This is a genomic window from Streptococcus sp. SC1, assembly GCF_030272855.1.
In the GTDB taxonomy this organism is placed as follows: domain Bacteria; phylum Bacillota; class Bacilli; order Lactobacillales; family Streptococcaceae; genus Streptococcus.
Window position 1 is genome coordinate 227,823 of record NZ_JAQCMU010000002.1, and the last position, 17,207, is coordinate 245,029.

Genomic DNA, 17,207 nt, shown 5'->3' on the forward strand with positions numbered 1-17,207 from the left:
TCCTATCCAATCATAATGTCCGCCTTGCTGTAGTGCAAGGTAGTCGCCTTCTTCGGTTGATAATGGCTGAGACTGACCATAAGAGTCAGCGGCCCCACCCGTCCAATAAACATCAGCAGCATAATCACAATCATACCAGCTGTATTGAGGCTGGTAGTGATATTGGCCGTGACACCAACTGTAGCCAATGCCGAAACAGTCTCAAATATTAGGTAAATAAAACGATGACTGCTATCGGTCACTAGCCCAAGAGCCAAAAGACCAAGCAGAAATGTCAGCTGAAAAATCACTGTCACACCAAAAGCCTTCTGCACTAGCTGAGGAGCCAGCGTTCTCCGCCCCATATTAGTATGAGGCAAGCCCAAAATTTCCTTACGGGCGAACAGCAAAAGAACTAAGAAGGTCGTAATTTTCAGACCGCCCGCTGTACCACCCGGAGCTCCTCCTAGAAACATCTGGAGCAGATAGATAAACAGGGTTACTGGACGAGCAGCTGTATAATCTATGGAAGCAAAGCCAGCTGTTCTCATGCTGACTGTCTGGAAAAAGCTGACCAGTAGCTTATCGCCAAAGGAAAGATTGCCAATCGTTCCAGGATTATTGTACTCCGTCCAGAGACTCGCGACCGTCCCAAAAACGAGGAGACCAGCAGTCAGCAGTAAGACTACCTTAGTATGAAAGTGCAGCCCCTTCTGTTTTCCTCCCAATTTAGTCGCCAAGTCAAACCAGACCATAAAGCCAAGTCCTCCAGTAATAATGAGGAGAGCCAAGGTGATATTGACCAAAACATCTGTCTGCAAGCCTAGTAGGCTATCATTGCCAAAATTATCAAATCCTGCATTACAAAATGCAGAAACGGCTAAAAAGATAGAATTAAAAATCCCTCTTCCCAAACCAAACTTAGGAATGAAGCGAATCATAAGAAGGAGAGCGCCCAGTCCTTCGATAGTAAAAGTCGTGATAAAAATCGAACGGACAAATTGACCCAAGGTACGATTGTGCCCATAACTAAAACTATCCCGCAGAATGCGGCGATCCTTGAGACTGAGCTTTTTCCGACTTTCCATGGTGAAAAATCCGATAAAGGTCAGGATTCCCAAACCACCAATCTGAATTAGCAGCATACAAAGGAGCTGCCCCCAGACATTATATGTATCTACAACCGATCGAGTAAAAAGCCCTGTCACACAGACCATGGAGACCGCTGTAAAAAGATGATCCAGATAGCCCGCTTGGGAACTTTCCGTCTGCACCCAAGGCAGACTGAGTAGCAAGGAGCCACAAAATATCACCAAAAGAAAAGACAAGATAATCTTTTGCGCTGGTGACAAGCGTGAAAATAAATGCTTCATAAAGTTTCCTTTCTTGATCTAGTAAAAACAGAGGCCAGCTTTATCTGTCTCTCTCTTTCCCTGACAGCCCGCTTCAAATCATCTGGACTCTGCAAGTTTCTGACTTTGATGGCATAATCCGCTGCGACAATAGCATGTCCCCTCATATGGGCTGTTGCGACTGCTTGGGCAAAGACACGCGCAGCATATTTACCGATTTGTGATTGAGTCTGCTGAGACAGTTTATTAGCCAAGAAACCAGCCTTCCTTAGTTCATAGGCAGATGCCCTCCCATCAAGTCGAGCCTGAAAAACCTCTCTTACTTGAGTCAAAATCCTCTGCTTCTCAAACTCATCTTCCGTATCTATCAGAGCTATAAAGCTTGATGCCATTTTCATAGCCCATCGAGCCAGTTGCTTCTGAGGAAGCTGCTCCAAAACAAGCTCCAATTCCAATCTCTTCTCACTATCATCCAGGATTTTCAGTTTGTATGGGCTCGGTAAAATCACTTGATCACTCTCATAACGCTTGCGCTCATGAACGTTCCAAGCATACTCTTCTGGATTCATATGTCCTCCGGCTTCGAATTTATTTGAATTCGAGTGTAGATTTTGCGTTTGTCTTAACTGAAATACTTGGTTCTCGCAGAGCTCGAACTGCATCAATGGCCCTAAATGCAACTACGCCTAACGGCTTGTTTCATTAAGGATAATAAGGAACGTAGTTCTCGCAAAGCTCGAACTGCATCAATGGCCCTAAATGCAACTACGCCTAACGGCTTGTTTCATTAAGGGCCATAGAAAAAACGGGACACATGCCCCGCTGCTTCTTATTTCTCATCGATGACGATGCGAACTTTTTTGTACTCGGTTGGGACAGAGTAAACAATCGTCCTTATAGCGGAGATAGTACGACCTTTACGACCGATCACACGTCCAACATCGCTTGGATCAAGATCAAGATGATACTCTAAAAACTCAGGTGTATCTTCAATCTTGATAGTTAAGGCATCTGGCTGTGAAATCAAAGGTTTCACTATCGCAATAATGAGATTTTCAATCGTGTCCATATATCAACCTGCACTTCTATTATTTAGAGTATTTTGAATCGTGGAATTTCTTCAAAACACCAGCTTTTGAAAGGATGTTGCGAACTGTATCTGAAGGTTGAGCTCCATCAGCCAACCATGCAAGAACGCGATCTTCTTTCAATGTCACTTGGTTTTCTTCAACAAGTGGGTTGTAAGTTCCAACTGTTTCGATGAAACGTCCATCACGTGGTGAACGTGAGTCTGCAACGTTGATACGGTAGAAAGGTTTTTTCTTAGAACCCATACGAGTCAAACGGATTTTTACTGCCATTTTTAAAATTTCTCTCTTTTCTTATTTTTTATTTCGGTGAAATAGCTGAGCTATTTAGCACATGTTCTATTATAGCAGATTAAATACAGCTGTCAAGTTTTTTTCTTGACAGGCTCAAAAAATTTTTTCAAAGCAGTATTTTTTTAATTTCTTCATAAGATGATACCGTATAAGTCGGCTGCGCACTGCTATTGTTAATCAGCTTCTTGGGATTGTACCAGAGAGAGTCCATTCCTGCATTATTAGCGCCAGCAATATCTGCTGTCAAGGAGTCCCCAATCATCAAAGCCTGAGACAGGTCGAAACCGGGTATCTGCTCTGCTATTTTTTCATAAAACAAAGCCTCAGGCTTCTGAGTTCCCATCTTTTCCGAAATGAAAATGTGATTAAAATAGGGCGCAATATCGGAATGAGCCATGCGACCGGTCTGAATAGCCGTGATACCGTTGGTGGCTCCGTAAATCTCATAATCAGCTGCTGTCAGACTGTCCAAAAGCTCGCTAGCACCAGCGTAGGTTTGTCCTTGCTGAGCAATATGCTGCTGATAGAGAAGAGCTAACTCGGCTCCATCCTTCTCAATGCCAAAATGAGCAAAAAGACGAGAAAAGCGGGTATTGACCAGCTCTGGCTTGGTGATTTTCCCCTGCTCTAGATCCCGCCAAAGCCCCTTGTTCATCGGAATATAATAGTCTTTGTAGGTCTGAATCTCCGTCACGCCCTGCTTCTCCAAAAAATGAGTCAGGGCAATGTCTTCTGCCGTATCAAAATCCAGCAGCGTATGGTCAAGGTCGAAAAGTAGAAATTTGTATGACAAGGTTGAAATCCTTTCTGTAACTGTAGTAGCTTCATTATACCACAAGCTACAAAAACCAGCCGCTCAAAAATAAACGGCTGATTTCTAATCTATTTCACTACTGGAATCCAGAGTTCCATTGATAGTCTGCTATCCCTTCTTTCAATCCTGCTGCATTATATTCTTTTATTTTCCAAACAGCATCTTCTTTTTTCTCACTTTTTCTACTCGTCTTTATAGTGAATGCACAAATCTCTAAATTTATTATCTAGCTCTGCAATGTCAAACAAGACTTCTGATAGTTTCTGATAATCTTCCTTGATACAAAATAGATGAGCTTGGCCGAACAATCTTGCTAAATTTTCTTTTATTTCTGATCTGACAGCATCGTATTCTTTTAAGAAGTTGCTCATGTATAGATTTCTGATAGAAGCTAATTTGAAGCTAAAGTATTGATGAAGATGCTTTTGTTCTTCATTCAAGCCATTGTCCGCTACCGACTTAGCATATCTTACTATCACGTTCTCCTCGCCGTCTTCATATCGTTGCTTCATCAGCATAGATGTTTTTTGATAAATGTCCTTGGAAGTTGGAGATTTGATTTTTTTGAAGTTTCCCCACATAGAGAAAGAACCTCTTTTATAGTCGATATTTTTAGCTTCCCAGGCTTTCGAAAATTCTGAGAAACTCATTTTCATACAAGCAAAGCCTGCTGGATCATGGAAATAGATAAACTCATCATCTAGATCATAAACCGAAACAAAATGGTCCACCCCATACAAATGAATATGATTGGGATTATAAGTGAGATAACCCATGTCCAAAGGGCCAAGAACAAGAGGCCCGCTGAGCAATAACTTACTTAAGATTTCTCTGATAGAGAGAAGATTCACTGCATTAGAATCCTTTATATAGTATTCATCGTATGTAAAACCCAGAATGTCTAAAAAATGACTGATAGAACTATCTGGCATCCCATTATCAAAGAAGACTAAGGGGTGTTTTTCATCTTCCTTTACAATACTAGCGCCATTTCCCATCACCATAATGGCTTCCAAAAACTCAGGGCGAACATCATAACCATACGAATGCAGCGCCATCGTAAGTGAATATGTATAACAAAGAGAAACGTCCCCAAAATACATCTGCATAGCATCATCCTCCTCTGTAATCGACACCTAAAAAATGACTTGTAATCACCATTCTATTTCACCACTGGTATCCAGAGTTCCATTTGATAGTCTGGGGAGGACATATCACCCTTGGTGTAGACTTCAAAATCTGGTGCTCCTGAGTGGCGATAACCTGTTTCTGGGAAGAAGACTTCCAATACATATTTCCAAGCATGGTGGATGCTGGCAGGTATAGCCCCCTTTACTGGTACGATGGCATATTCAGCTGCTGGGATTTCCTTGATAGACAGACCTAGTTCTTCTGCTTTAGCTTTATCCGTCACATCATAAGCAGCCATGTAGTTGATGATTTCGCCCTTTTTAACATCAGAGCAGAGGCCAAAGGATTGGCCACTGCCCAGACTCTCTAGGCTTTCAAAGCTGTGATTGGCATAGAGCTGATCCCAAGCGGATGGGCACTGGCTATTGTCAATAGCTTCCAATAGGACGCCTGCTACAGTAAAAGCAGGTTTCTTTTGAATCTTGATATCCATGTTCTTTCCTCCCGTAATCTTTAAGGATAGTTGAAGTCTAGGGAAGACCCGATAAGGTTTTCCATTTCGAACTTCTGAAGGGGTCGCACCATGGAATTTCTTGAATGCTGCGCTGAAGGCATCCGCAGACTCATAGCCATATTTGAGTGCTATATCAATAACTTTCTCAGAGCTTTCCCGCAAGTCCGTCACAGCTTCTGACAGCCTGCGATTGCGCAAATATTCTGCTAAAGTCATATCTGCCAGAATGGAAAAGAGCCTGCTAAAGAGAGCATAAGAATAGCCCGATATCTGCTGAAATTTTTGCAAATCCACTTCTGCGTCCAACTTGCTTTCCAGATATTCCATGGTTCGATTGAATTGATGCATCATATTCTTTTTCACCTCTTGACTATAGTCTAACAGATATAAGAAACCTCTGCCCTAGAATTTTTGTACAAGATTTAGAGGGGGATGTTACAACCTATCCCGCAGCTTCTCCACAAAGAGATAAGCAGCTGGGCAGGTCAGGGTATTTTTGATTGTCAGATGATTAATCTGATGAATCTTCTTGCGGTCTGTATGGGGAAATTCTCTACAAGCCTTGGGACGGACATCGTAGATCGAGCAGAGATTGTCTCCACCTAAAAAAGGACAAGGCATAGCCTTGAAGACCTTATCACCGTCTTCGTCCACTTGCAGAAATTCCTCTTCAAAAGCCGGCAGCTTCATCTTGAAATACTTGGCAATACGGACAATATCGGCTTCCTTAAAGTCTGGTCCCAGCGTCTTACAGCAATTGGCACAGGCTGTACAGTCAATCTCCTCAAAGACCTCATCATGGATTTGTTGGGCAATCTTATCGAGGTTTTTTGGTGGCTTTTTCTTGAGACTGGCTAAAAACTTTCGGTGCTCTTTCTGCTTTTGTAGGGCTAGCTGATGGTATTTTTCAAGGTCGATTTCTTGAGTCATAAACTACTTTCTAATCAGTTGATTTTCGTTAGCATTATATCATAAATCTCAAAAAAATGAGACTAGGACAAAAGTCCTAGCCTCTCAATTGTCTTTGGATTGTCGAGCAAGACGCAGTGGTTGAGTGGGCTCTACTACGCTGATTTCATCAGCTTTTACAGCCCTACTCAACTGTGCGGAGGTGGGACGACGAAATCGAATTCTAACGAATTACCGATTTCTGTCCCACTCTCATTTACTTTGTTTTAAATATTGTTAGCTGGGCCTTTTTCATCAAGGCTCCATGTTTCTTCTATGTATGAGATGACAGAAGCCAGAGTTTTTCGGTCGCCTTCAAAAGAGATCAAATACACTTTGTCATCTTTTTGGAAAACCCAAGAAACAACTAGCTGCCCTGATTTCATAATTACATTCAGTTGGAAAGCTTCATTGCCAGAAACGGTGGATTTTGCTCCCCACATTTTTTCTACATCTTTATTATCATTCCAACTATAGGCTAGTCGCTGGGCAATTAACTCAGCATTAAAAGTTTCTCCATCTTGGACATGAGCTTTTTCTCTAGTATAACCATTCATAGTAACGATATTATAAGCTGAGCCATCCGTAAACTGAACGCTGTCGCCACCATCTAAGTCGGTGAACTTGATCCAATTACTTGGAATATCGATATAGCCATAATCAGCCGAACCAATACGTTTGGTTTTGGTCGTAGTGGAAACATCTTTGTCACTAGCTTTATCAGATTTGCTGCTATCTTTTTGAGAAACTTGACTAGTTGTACTACTAGAAGTAGACGATTTCCGATTACCATAATTTTTAATAAGGCCACAAGAAGCCAGAGACAAACCAACCAGAACTGTCAAAAAACTAAGAAAATATTTTTTTGTCATAATACCCCCCTTTTTTTAACTACATGGACCCGAACTATCTAGATTTTCATACTATCGAAACATTATAGATAACATCAACTTTTCAAGATTACTTCCCTATCTTATTTTTGGGAACAGATCTACTGTTTTTCTTCGCTTTGTAATACTGAACTCAGGCGATTAAAGCCGACTTTATTCCTCATCCATACTCAGGACGCTGAGGAAGGCTTCTTGTGGGACTTCGACAGATCCGATCGCTTTCATCCGTTTCTTACCGGCTTTTTGTTTTTCTAGGAGTTTGCGTTTCCGAGAAACGTCACCACCGTAACATTTAGCAAGAACATTTTTACGAAGAGCCTTGATATCAGTACGAGCCACAATCTTGTGTCCAATGGCTGCCTGAATAGGTACCTCAAACTGCTGACGGGGAATGATTTTCTTGAGCTTGTCTACAATCAGCTTACCACGCTCATAAGCAAATTCCTTGTGAACGATAAAGCTGAGAGCATCGACCTTGTCGCCATTGAGGAGAATATCCATCTTCACCAGCTTGGATGAGCGATACTCAGAGATTTCATAGTCAAAGCTAGCATAGCCACGAGTAGAGGACTTGAGCTTGTCAAAGAAGTCAAAGACAATTTCAGCAAGCGGAATTTGATAGATAACATTGACCCGATTATCGTCGATATAGTCCATGGTCACAAAGTCACCGCGCTTGCGCTGAGCCAATTCCATCACCGCTCCGACAAATTCCTGGGGCACCATAATCTGCGCCTTGACATAAGGCTCTTCAATGGAATCAATCTTGGTCGGATCCGGAAACTCACTCGGATTAGAGACATCAATAGCTTCACCATCTGTCAGATTAACCTTATAGATAACAGACGGCGCCGTCATGATCAGATCAATATTAAACTCACGCTCCAAACGTTCCTGAATAACGTCCATGTGTAGCAAGCCCAAGAAGCCACAACGGAAACCAAATCCAAGTGCCTGTGACGTTTCTGGTTCAAATTGCAGACTGGCATCGTTTAGCTGGAGCTTTTCGAGGGCTTCGCGTAGGTCATTGTATTTATTAGACTCGATCGGATAAAGACCCGCAAATACCATCGGATTCATCTGCTTATAGCCGTCCAGGGGCTCAGATGCTGGATTGTTCGCCAAGGTCACTGTATCTCCGACCCGAGTATCCTGTACCGTCTTGATAGAAGCTGCGATATAACCAACATCCCCTGTCGCTAAGAAATCACGTCCAATAGCCTTAGGCGTGAAGATGCCGACCTCTGTTACATCAAAAGTCTTGCCATTGCTCATGAGCTGAATGGTATCTCCCGGCTTGACCACACCGTCCATCACCCGCACTTGCAGGATTACCCCACGATAGGCATCATAGACTGAGTCAAAAATCAAGGCTTTGAGCGGTGCTTCAACATTTCCAGTCGGTGCTGGAACTTTTTCTACAATCTGCTCTAAAATTTCCTCAATTCCGATACCAGCCTTGGCAGAAGCCAATACGGCTTCGCTAGCATCCAGTCCAATCACGTCTTCAATCTCTGTCCGCACCCGCTCAGGATCCGCAGCTGGCAAGTCAATCTTGTTGATAACCGGCAGGATTTCCAAGTCATTGTCCAGCGCTAGATAGACATTTGCCAAGGTCTGAGCCTCAATCCCCTGAGCAGCATCCACGACCAAAATTGCCCCTTCGCAAGCAGCCAATGAACGTGACACTTCATAGGTAAAGTCCACGTGTCCCGGCGTGTCAATCAAGTGGAAGATGTAGGTTTCACCGTCCTTGGCGGTATAATTGAGCTCGATAGCATTAAGCTTAATGGTGATGCCACGCTCCCTCTCCAAGTCCATGCTGTCCAAAAGTTGGGCCTGCATTTCCCGGCTGGAAACCGTCTCCGTCGCCTCCAAAATCCGGTCGGCCAAGGTTGATTTCCCGTGGTCAATGTGGGCAATGATGGAGAAATTGCGGATCTTCTCCTGACGTTTTTTCAAATCTTCTAACTTCATTTTTCTCTTCCTTTTAGGGTATTCTATTTATTATATCATGATTTGTCGAAAATAAAAACGACTGTAACCAAGACAGTCGACTTAATTTTCCATTTATCTAGAGTCTCATACATTCGGAGATGATTAGTCATGGGCTTTTCTGAGTTTTTCAAGAGTTTCTAGGAAAATAGCTGGCGCTTCAGCCGTAAATTCCAGCACTTCGCCAGTCTGAGGATGGGTGAAGCCCAGTGTTCGCGCGTGCAGAAATTGACCATGTCCTTTCAGGGTCTTACGTGGCCCATAGACCTCATCTCCAGCGACTGGATGACCGATATAAGCCATGTGGACGCGGATTTGATGCGTCCGACCAGTCTCCAGCTGTAACTCAACCAAGGTATAGTCCCCAAAACGTTCCAAGGCTTGGAAACGTGTTAGAGCAGGTTTTCCCTTGGCTGTAACCGCCTGTTTCTTGCGGTCCTTTTCACTACGGCCAATCGGCGCCTCAATCACTCCGCGGTCATTAGGGAGATTGCCATGAACAATCGCCCAGTATTTACGCAGGGATTTCTTGTCCTTAAGCTCATCTGCAAGTGCCAGATGGGCTTGGTCATTCTTGGCAATCATCAAAAGGCCAGAAGTGTCCTTATCAATCCGATGGACAATTCCCGGGCGCAACACACCATTGATGCCAGAAAGGTCTCTGATATGATACATGAGAGCATTGACCAGAGTACCGCTGGTATGGCCAGCTGACGGGTGGACCACCATGCCTTGCGGCTTGTTAACGACGGCTACATCCTCATCCTGATAGACGATTTCTAGTGGAAGATTCTCTGCCACATACTCAACTACCTCTGGCTCAGGTACTTCATAGGAAATGACATCGCCCTCTTTGACGGCATACTTGGCTTTTTTTGCCTCTCCATTAACCAAAATCTGGCCATTTTTTATCTGCTCATTAGCTAAACCACGGGATAGCTCTGTCAGGTCCGCCACTGCCTTATCCAAACGCAGGCCTGCGGCTGCCGCATTAATTTTCAATTCCATTCGTTTCTTCCTTCAACATCACCAGTAATAAAATCGCTACTCCAACAGTCAGGTACATATCCGCTACGTTAAAAATAGCAAAATTGACAAAATCTAGCTGGAACATATCCACTACAAATCCTTGCTGGATTCGGTCAATGAAATTGCCCAATCCACCGGCAATAATTAGAATGAGTCCCGTCAGCATCCACTTGGAAGCTTGGATATTTTTAATCAAATACCAAACAGCAACTCCAATCACGGTACAAGTAATCAATGCGAAAAACCACTGCTGATTTTCCAAGATAGAAAAGGCTGCACCAGTATTTCGCAGGTAGGTCAAACTGACAATCTTAGGAATAAACTTTCTAACTTGCCCCAAAGAAAAATTGGAAATAATATAATACTTGACTGCCTGATCAAGAGCAATCAAAAGAATAACTAAAAAAGGAATCGCAATTTTACGTTTCATACTTCTCTTTTCTGTGCAAAATATTCTTTCATAACAGCTACAAAAGCTTCGCCGACCTGACTCAACTCTACATCTTCCCTCTTGACATAAACCATGTGATTGTCTAAATTGTCTCGTAGTTTGATGACAGTGATTCCATTTACACTGTTGCTATCCAAAAAGCCAGATCCAGTCGCATAAGCATCCGTCCGCTCCAAAATCCCATTCAGCGTTGCTCGATCCGTCACATTAAACATCTGGGAGCTGGCACTGGTATCAACAAAATTCTCAGAATAATAGAGGTACTCATCCTTTTCCTGTGTGAAGCGAACAGTTGGTAAAGTGGCCAAATCTTCCATGACAAGTTCCTCCTTTTGAGTCAGAGGATGGTCTTCCCGCAGATAAATATGGGTCTGGAAAGGAATTAGCTCAATGACCTCCAAACCAAGCTTCTCCACCCGCTGCATAATGCCCTTGCTATTCTGATTGTTGAGATAAATAATCCCAATCTCACTGTGACCTTGGGCTACTTCATCCAAAATCTGGACGGTTGTCGACTCGAAAATCCGGAAATTCTTATATTCTGGATACTTTTGAGAAAACTCCGTAATCAACGGCGGCAAAAAGTCATAGTGCTGGCTGGCAATGGAAAATTCATCCTTTTCCTCTTCAGGATTGGCATACTGATTTTGAAAGACATCAAATCCTTTGACCAATTCCTGAGCTCTTTCGTAAAATTCCATACCACGGCGGGTCAAGAAGGTTCCACTACTGGTTCGACGAAAAACTTTAAATCCCAGCTCCTTTTCCAAATCTCGCACCGCGATAGATAGACTGGGCTGGCTGACATACATCTTTTCTGCTGCTTCGCGGAAAGTTCCGCTGTTGGCAATAGCCACTACATAACGCAATTGTTGAATATTCATATCTTTTTCCTTTTACAAATACTCCTAATTATACCACAAAATCAGCCGTCATCAAAGGCAGGCAGCGACTTTTCTCTTGGAAATACATATCTAAAATCTTCCTCATTTGCCTAAAATGTCCTTTGTATATAAGAAGGTGACATAAAGAACGACAAACAAAGCAATTAAGACCTCAAAAGCAAGCAGAATTTGCCCTGCTAGACCGAAATTTAGTATATTTAAAGACTGCTTCAAGGCTACAGCCGAAATAACCAAAGGGAAGGTAAAGGCCGAAAATCCTGCTGAAAAAGGACGATTGATCAAACGAGGCAGTTGCCACAAAATAAAGGCATAAAAGCATTGACCTGAAATCAAGAGCAAGCTCAACAAGACAGGATTTGGCTGAGAAAAAGTAGCTACATAAGCCGCCGTCATCAAGGAAATCGGCGCACAAATCGTTGTCGTATTCGGGCGAACAGTCTCTACTAAGCCAATTTTATAAGTCTTATAAAGGACGATTGGCAAGACCAAAATAGTCGCTAAAAGGCCGTACCAAAAGACCAACTGCCCCAAAGCTAACTGCTGGGGAACCGCAATGGTCAGAGGAGCGACACCAATCCCGACAAATAAGACCGTCCAAGCAGGAAAGACATTCTCCCACTTGAAAGGAAATACAAAAGTTAGAATATAGTATACCATCAAGAAAACCAGCCCGCTGAAGCTCAGCCACCACAGCACTTGCGCACTAATTCGGGCAAAATTCCCCAAGAAAGTCCAGCTCGCTAGATAAGTCGAAGCCACCATTCCCTGCATGAAAAAGGTCGGGAAGACCGAGGACACTAGCGCTTGACCTAGTTGCTCTTTGACTTGCTTAGTATGCGTCAGCATTCCCATCACTAAATGAAGGAAAAACAAGAGTGCCAGACTTGCTAAAAGATAACGTAAGAGCTGACTAACATCACCAACTAAATTTCCCAAGGCTAGTAAGCCTAGTACCAAGCCAGCCTGAACTAAGAATGGCTCTTTTCTCTTTATCATCAACAGATCTCCTGACCTCCATAGCCCTTTACTCTGAAGGTTAATCTTCTTATTTTCTCTTTAAATAAACTGTTTCCGATTTTCGTTTAAAGCCCAATCTTTCATACAGCCTTAGGGCACCTGTATTCTGGGCTTCTACTACGATTTGACAGACTTGTCCATTTCGGCTAGTCAGCTCATTCAAGATAGAACTGACTAGGTGACTCCCCAGTCCCTGTCCCTGAAAGGCCTGATCCACAGCTAGGGCAAACAGATAATTGCTTCCAAAACTTGTATCCACTGAGCAAGACGCCACGATTTGACCATCTTGTTTCAGGACATAGAGCAGGCTATCTGTGCTCTCCAGCGCTTGACTGGCATAGTGAAGCGCAGTATCCATCGGCATTTCAAAAATCTGCGACTGAAACGCTGCAATCTCCGCAACCATTTCTTTTTTCCCAAGTAAAACTTCCACGCCTTCTTTTTCTTCTTCAGGGAAAGTCTCCGCCGCCTGCTCCAGCCAGATTTCCGTTTCTTTCAAATCATAGTCAAACTTCTCAGCAAAGGTCGGATGGTCTGCTAAAAACTTGATTTCACTGATGTATTCAATTTGAGATAAATCGTATTTCTTTGCAATTTTGGAGAATTCCCGTAAAAGAGCGTTCGCAATGCCCTGTCCGCGATAGTCGGGCAATACATAGACAGATACCTCTGCTTGACCCGGCTCATCCGCATAAACCGATAAAAAACCGACCGTTTGATGATCTAAATTTGCCAGAAAAAAGGCTGGCATATCCCCATTAAAATTATAGGCGTTATCCAGATAAGGAAGTCGATAGGTTCCATCTGTAACGTGGCAGTTTTGAACCAGATCAAAGAGCTGATCCTTGATTTCCTGACTAGGCTGGCTATAAATCCTAATTTCCATCATTCTCCCTCATAAACTTGTATCCATAACGAATGTACTGCGTAACTGTCCTACTCCAACTCACTCAGATACTCATAGCGCTCATACTTTTCAAGAAGCTGCTCATTCTTGTCATCCAGCTCCTTCTGAAGTTCCGATAGCTTGGTAAAGTCCGAACCGTTCTGCTCCATTTCCGTCTCAATGGCAGCGATACGTGCCTCCAGCTCCTCGATATCCGCCTCGATGGTCTCCCACTCTTGCTTTTCAAAGTAGCTCATCCGCTTCTTCTGCTCCCGCGCCTTGACGGGCTTTTCCTTTTCTTTCTTTTGGGAAATAGCTGCGCTGGATTGTCTAAAAGCCGTTTCATCCAGATAGTCCGTGTAGTTGCCAAAGAACTCTCTGACCTGTCCATCTTCAAAAGCTAAAATCTTGCTGGCTACCTTATCGAGGAAATACCGATCGTGACTAACTGTGATCACCGGCCCCGCAAAGCCCTGCAGGAAATTTTCTAAAACTGTTAAAGTTGCGATATCCAAATCATTGGTCGGCTCATCCAGAAGCAGGACATTAGGCTTTTCTAGTAAAAGCTTGAGCAGATAAAGCCGCTTCTTCTCTCCGCCAGACAATTTCTCAATCAAAGTACCGTGGCTTGAACGAGGAAAGAGAAATTGCTCCAAGAGCTCAGCAATGGATGTCGTCTCGCTACCACTCTTAACCTCTTCCGCCACTTCTTGCAAGTAATTGATGACCCGCTTAGACTCATCCAGCCCTTCAATCTGTTGAGAAAAGTAAGCTACTCGGACTGTCTCGCCGATTATGACCTGACCAGACTGAGGCTGCAACTGACCAGCAATTAGGTTAAGCAAAGTAGACTTGCCCACTCCATTATCTCCGACAATGCCCAGTCGATCTTTGTTTTGCAGCAAGAGATTGAAATGCGACAAAATCTGCTTGTCTCCGTATGCAAAATCCACATCCTGAAACTCGATAACCTTCTTCCCAATACGGGTGGTTTCAAAGTTCATCTCTAAGTCCGTCTGATTGGTCTGACCAGCCAAATCACTTTTAAGATCATGGAAACGATTGATACGTGCCTGCTGCTTGGTCGCTCGCGCCTGAGGCTGACGGCACATCCAAGATAACTCCTGCTTGTAAAGCTGCTGTTTCTTGTGGAGCAGGGCAGCATCGCGCTCATCCTGCTCAGCCTTGAGCCGGACATAGTCCTGATAGTTGCCCTGATACTCAATCAAACTCCCGCCGTCTAATTCAAAAATCCGCGTGGAAATATTGTCCAAAAAATAGCGGTCGTGGGTGATAAAGAGTACCGTCTTCTTTGAATTTTTCAGGAAATTTGTCAGCCATTCAATTGTATCAATGTCCAGATGGTTGGTCGGCTCATCCAGCAGCAGCAAGTCTGCTTCGGAAAGCAAAACCTGCGCCAACTGCACCCGCCGGCGTAAACCACCTGAAAGCTGGCTGATTCTTGCTGCCAAATCTGAGATACCGAGCTTGGATAGGACGGTTTTTACCTGACTCTCAATCTCCCAAGCATGCAGCGAATCCATTTCTGCCATGACCTTGTCCAGACGAGTTTGCTTGGCTTCATCATAAGCTGCCATGAGCAGTTCATATTCTCGAATGAGCTGCATTTCTCGCAAATCACTGGACAAAACAGTATCCAAGACTGTCTTTTCTTCATCGAAGTCTGGTTCCTGAGTCAAATATGAGATTTTATAGTCAGATTTTGCTGAAAAAGGATAGACATCACCATCAAAGCCTGATTTGCCAGATAAGACATCCAGAAGGGTGGTTTTTCCTGTCCCATTGACTCCAATCAGTCCAATCCGATCCAAGTCGTGAATGATAAAAGAAATCTCTTGGAAGACTGTCTTATCCCCGACAGACTTGGTCAGCTTTTCAACGATAAAGTCACTCATCCAACTTGCTCCTTAATAAAGTTCATAATCTCTTCCTTGCTATTTGCCAATTCTCCGTCAACAATGGCCAATTCAATTTTAGTCAGGATTTGTCCCAATTCTGGTCCGGGTTTAAAGCCGTAATCTCGAATCAAATGACTGCCCGTCACTACAATCTCATGTTTGTCATGAATGGTCAGAGCAGCATATGTCGCCTCAATAGCCTCAAATTCAACCGGCAAGCCTGCTGCCTGTCTCAAACTTTCAGCTTGCAGAATCAAATCCAAATCATACTGATAGCAATCACGCTTAGAAAGGCTCCGTTCCTGCCGAATCTCATAAACAGCCACTAGCTGATTTACTCGCTTTTGAAAGTCATTGGACGTTTTCCAATGCTTCAAGAACTTACGAACATCTTTTACTTTCAAAGCCAGCAAAAGCGCAGCCCAAGCCTGCTCGGAACTAGCAAATTGAAAATCTTCTTTTAAACCGTCTAGTAGTTCCTGCAAAGCTTCTGCTGAATCTTTCATATCAGGAAGAAAGTCGTAGGCAGCAGCGTTGATCAAGCTCTCCAGACCTTTTCGCCAGAAAGGTGCCATCAAGAGCTTGTCAAACTCGATAAAAATCCGCTCTACCGATATTTTCTCCAAAAGTGGCGCACAGTCTGCCATAGCCTTAAAAGTCAAGTCTTCCAAATCAAAGTCTAAACCAGCCTGAAAACGAAAGCCCCGCATGATGCGGAGAGCGTCTTCATTAAAACGCTCTGCAGCCACTCCGACTGCCCGCAGAGTGCGATTTTCCATATCTGCCAAACCGTTAAAGAGGTCCACAATCTCCCCCTCTTGGTTTAAAGCAAGAGCATTGATTGTGAAATCCCTGCGCTTCAAGTCTTCTTCCAAAGAGCGCACAAAAGAGACCTGACTAGGCCTGCGGTAGTCCACATAGACATCCTCAGTCCGAAAGGTCGTTATTTCGTATTCTCCCTGGCCTTCCAAGACCAGAACCGTTCCATGATCAATCCCAACATCGACAGTCCGAGGAAAGATTGTTTTGATTTCCTCGGGATAGGCTGAGCTGGCAATATCCACATCGTGAATCGGCCGATTCAACAGAGCATCTCGTACAGAACCGCCGACAAAATAAGCCTCAAAACCGGCCTCTTTAATCTTCTCTAATACTGGCAAAGCCTCCTGAAACTCAGAAGGCATCTTCTCTAATCTCATAGTAAATGTTCCAATCCATAGACCAATTCAGAGCGCTTGACTACCTCTTTGATACCCAGATTTACCCCAGTCATAAAGGAAACCCGATCATAGGAGTCATGCCGCAAAGTCAGGCCTTCTCCTTGACTACCAAAGATAACTTCCTGATGGGCCACCAAGCCAGGCAAACGCACTGAGTGAATCCGCATGCCGTCAAAGGCTGCCCCACGGGCACCAGCCAAGAATTCTTCCTCATCAGCCGCTCCCTGCTGCTTGCTCGTCCGAACTTGACTGATTAATTCAGCTGTCTTGATAGCCGTACCGCTCGGTGCATCTTTTTTGTTATCATGATGCAGTTCAATAATCTCAACATCTGGAAAATACTTGGCTGCTTGGGCTGCAAACTGCATAAGCAAAACGGCTCCCAGAGCAAAATTCGGCGCAATCAAACCGCCAAGATTCTTTTGACGAGATAGTTGGGTCAAGTCTTCAATCTGCTCAGGCGTGAAACCTGTCGTTCCGACCACTGGAGCAAATCCATTCTCAAGGGCAAAGCGAGTATTTTCATAAGCCACTTTGGGAGTCGTAAAGTCAATCCAGACATCCGCCTGAAGACCTGCAAGTTCTTCTTTTGTATTGAAAACTGGAACTCCTGCTACTTCCTTTTCATCTGTAAAAGGATCTAGTAGACCGGCCAATGCCAACTCAGGATCTTCTGTTACCATTTTATAGGCTGCTTGTCCCATCTTTCCCTTGAAACCAGCAATAATGACTTTTATACTCATCTAGAACCTCTCTCTATTCTTGACTAACCGCT

The 17,207-nt window shown here is 43.8% G+C and carries 18 protein-coding genes; all 18 read right to left on the reverse strand.

Annotated elements, in window-relative coordinates:
• Positions 1-2: 2 nt before the first annotated feature.
• Complete coding sequence (locus PAN94_RS03970) at positions 3-1,352, reverse strand: TrkH family potassium uptake protein (protein ID WP_285874729.1); 1,350 nt, start codon at positions 1,350-1,352, stop codon at positions 3-5.
• Entirely contained in the window at positions 1,349-1,900 is a 552-nt protein-coding gene (locus tag PAN94_RS03975; RefSeq protein ID WP_285874731.1) for a putative immunity protein, read from the reverse strand. The genes PAN94_RS03970 and PAN94_RS03975 overlap by 4 nt, the downstream gene beginning before the upstream one ends.
• A gap of 260 nt (positions 1,901-2,160) precedes the next feature.
• Positions 2,161-2,400, reverse strand: a complete 240-nt coding sequence (kphA, locus tag PAN94_RS03980) for an RNA-binding protein KphA (RefSeq protein WP_005590445.1) — start codon at positions 2,398-2,400, stop codon at positions 2,161-2,163.
• A 19-nt stretch (positions 2,401-2,419) separates the two neighbouring features.
• Positions 2,420-2,692 carry a 30S ribosomal protein S16 gene (gene rpsP, locus PAN94_RS03985; RefSeq protein WP_005590447.1) on the reverse strand — a complete coding sequence of 91 codons (273 nt, stop codon included), beginning with the start codon at positions 2,690-2,692 and terminating at the stop codon, positions 2,420-2,422.
• A gap of 127 nt (positions 2,693-2,819) precedes the next feature.
• Positions 2,820-3,506, reverse strand: coding sequence for a pyrimidine 5'-nucleotidase PynA (gene pynA, locus PAN94_RS03990; protein WP_285874733.1), 687 nt, complete (start codon positions 3,504-3,506; stop codon positions 2,820-2,822).
• Between the two features lie 203 nt (positions 3,507-3,709).
• The gene (locus PAN94_RS03995; protein WP_285874734.1) at positions 3,710-4,636 is read right to left on the reverse strand and encodes a YobF C-terminal domain-containing protein; all 927 of its coding nucleotides are present in this window, start codon (positions 4,634-4,636) and stop codon (positions 3,710-3,712) included.
• 53 nt (positions 4,637-4,689) lie between these two features.
• Positions 4,690-5,523 (reverse strand): AraC family transcriptional regulator, encoded by an 834-nt coding sequence (locus PAN94_RS04000; protein ID WP_285874735.1) that lies wholly within the window; start codon positions 5,521-5,523, stop codon positions 4,690-4,692.
• An 84-nt stretch (positions 5,524-5,607) separates the two neighbouring features.
• The gene (locus PAN94_RS04005; RefSeq protein WP_002904626.1) at positions 5,608-6,102 is read right to left on the reverse strand and encodes a YkgJ family cysteine cluster protein; all 495 of its coding nucleotides are present in this window, start codon (positions 6,100-6,102) and stop codon (positions 5,608-5,610) included.
• A 245-nt stretch (positions 6,103-6,347) separates the two neighbouring features.
• Positions 6,348-6,992: a hypothetical protein gene (locus PAN94_RS04010; RefSeq protein ID WP_285874737.1), complete on the reverse strand. Its 645-nt coding sequence runs from the start codon at positions 6,990-6,992 to the stop codon at positions 6,348-6,350.
• A gap of 171 nt (positions 6,993-7,163) precedes the next feature.
• Positions 7,164-8,987, reverse strand: coding sequence for a translation elongation factor 4 (gene lepA, locus PAN94_RS04015; RefSeq protein ID WP_285874738.1), 1,824 nt, complete (start codon positions 8,985-8,987; stop codon positions 7,164-7,166).
• Positions 8,988-9,110: 123 nt separating this feature from the next.
• Positions 9,111-10,013, reverse strand: a complete 903-nt coding sequence (locus PAN94_RS04020) for an RluA family pseudouridine synthase (RefSeq protein WP_285874739.1) — start codon at positions 10,011-10,013, stop codon at positions 9,111-9,113.
• Positions 9,997-10,464 (reverse strand): signal peptidase II, encoded by a 468-nt coding sequence (lspA, locus tag PAN94_RS04025; RefSeq protein WP_285874740.1) that lies wholly within the window; start codon positions 10,462-10,464, stop codon positions 9,997-9,999. Before lspA ends, PAN94_RS04020 begins: the two co-directional genes overlap by 17 nt.
• Positions 10,461-11,369, reverse strand: a complete 909-nt coding sequence (locus tag PAN94_RS04030; RefSeq protein ID WP_061422760.1) for a LysR family transcriptional regulator — start codon at positions 11,367-11,369, stop codon at positions 10,461-10,463. Before PAN94_RS04030 ends, lspA begins: the two co-directional genes overlap by 4 nt.
• Positions 11,370-11,471: 102 nt before the next feature.
• Positions 11,472-12,386 (reverse strand): TDT family transporter, encoded by a 915-nt coding sequence (locus PAN94_RS04035; protein ID WP_285874741.1) that lies wholly within the window; start codon positions 12,384-12,386, stop codon positions 11,472-11,474.
• 49 nt (positions 12,387-12,435) lie between these two features.
• Entirely contained in the window at positions 12,436-13,293 is an 858-nt protein-coding gene (locus PAN94_RS04040) for a GNAT family N-acetyltransferase (protein WP_285875001.1), read from the reverse strand.
• A gap of 50 nt (positions 13,294-13,343) precedes the next feature.
• Positions 13,344-15,209, reverse strand: a complete 1,866-nt coding sequence (locus tag PAN94_RS04045) for an ABC-F family ATP-binding cassette domain-containing protein (protein WP_223367470.1) — start codon at positions 15,207-15,209, stop codon at positions 13,344-13,346.
• Complete coding sequence (locus PAN94_RS04050; RefSeq protein ID WP_223367469.1) at positions 15,206-16,411, reverse strand: CCA tRNA nucleotidyltransferase; 1,206 nt, start codon at positions 16,409-16,411, stop codon at positions 15,206-15,208. The genes PAN94_RS04045 and PAN94_RS04050 overlap by 4 nt, the downstream gene beginning before the upstream one ends.
• Positions 16,408-17,175, reverse strand: a complete 768-nt coding sequence (dapB, locus tag PAN94_RS04055; RefSeq protein ID WP_285874742.1) for a 4-hydroxy-tetrahydrodipicolinate reductase — start codon at positions 17,173-17,175, stop codon at positions 16,408-16,410. The genes PAN94_RS04050 and dapB overlap by 4 nt, the downstream gene beginning before the upstream one ends.
• Positions 17,176-17,207 lie beyond the last annotated feature (32 nt).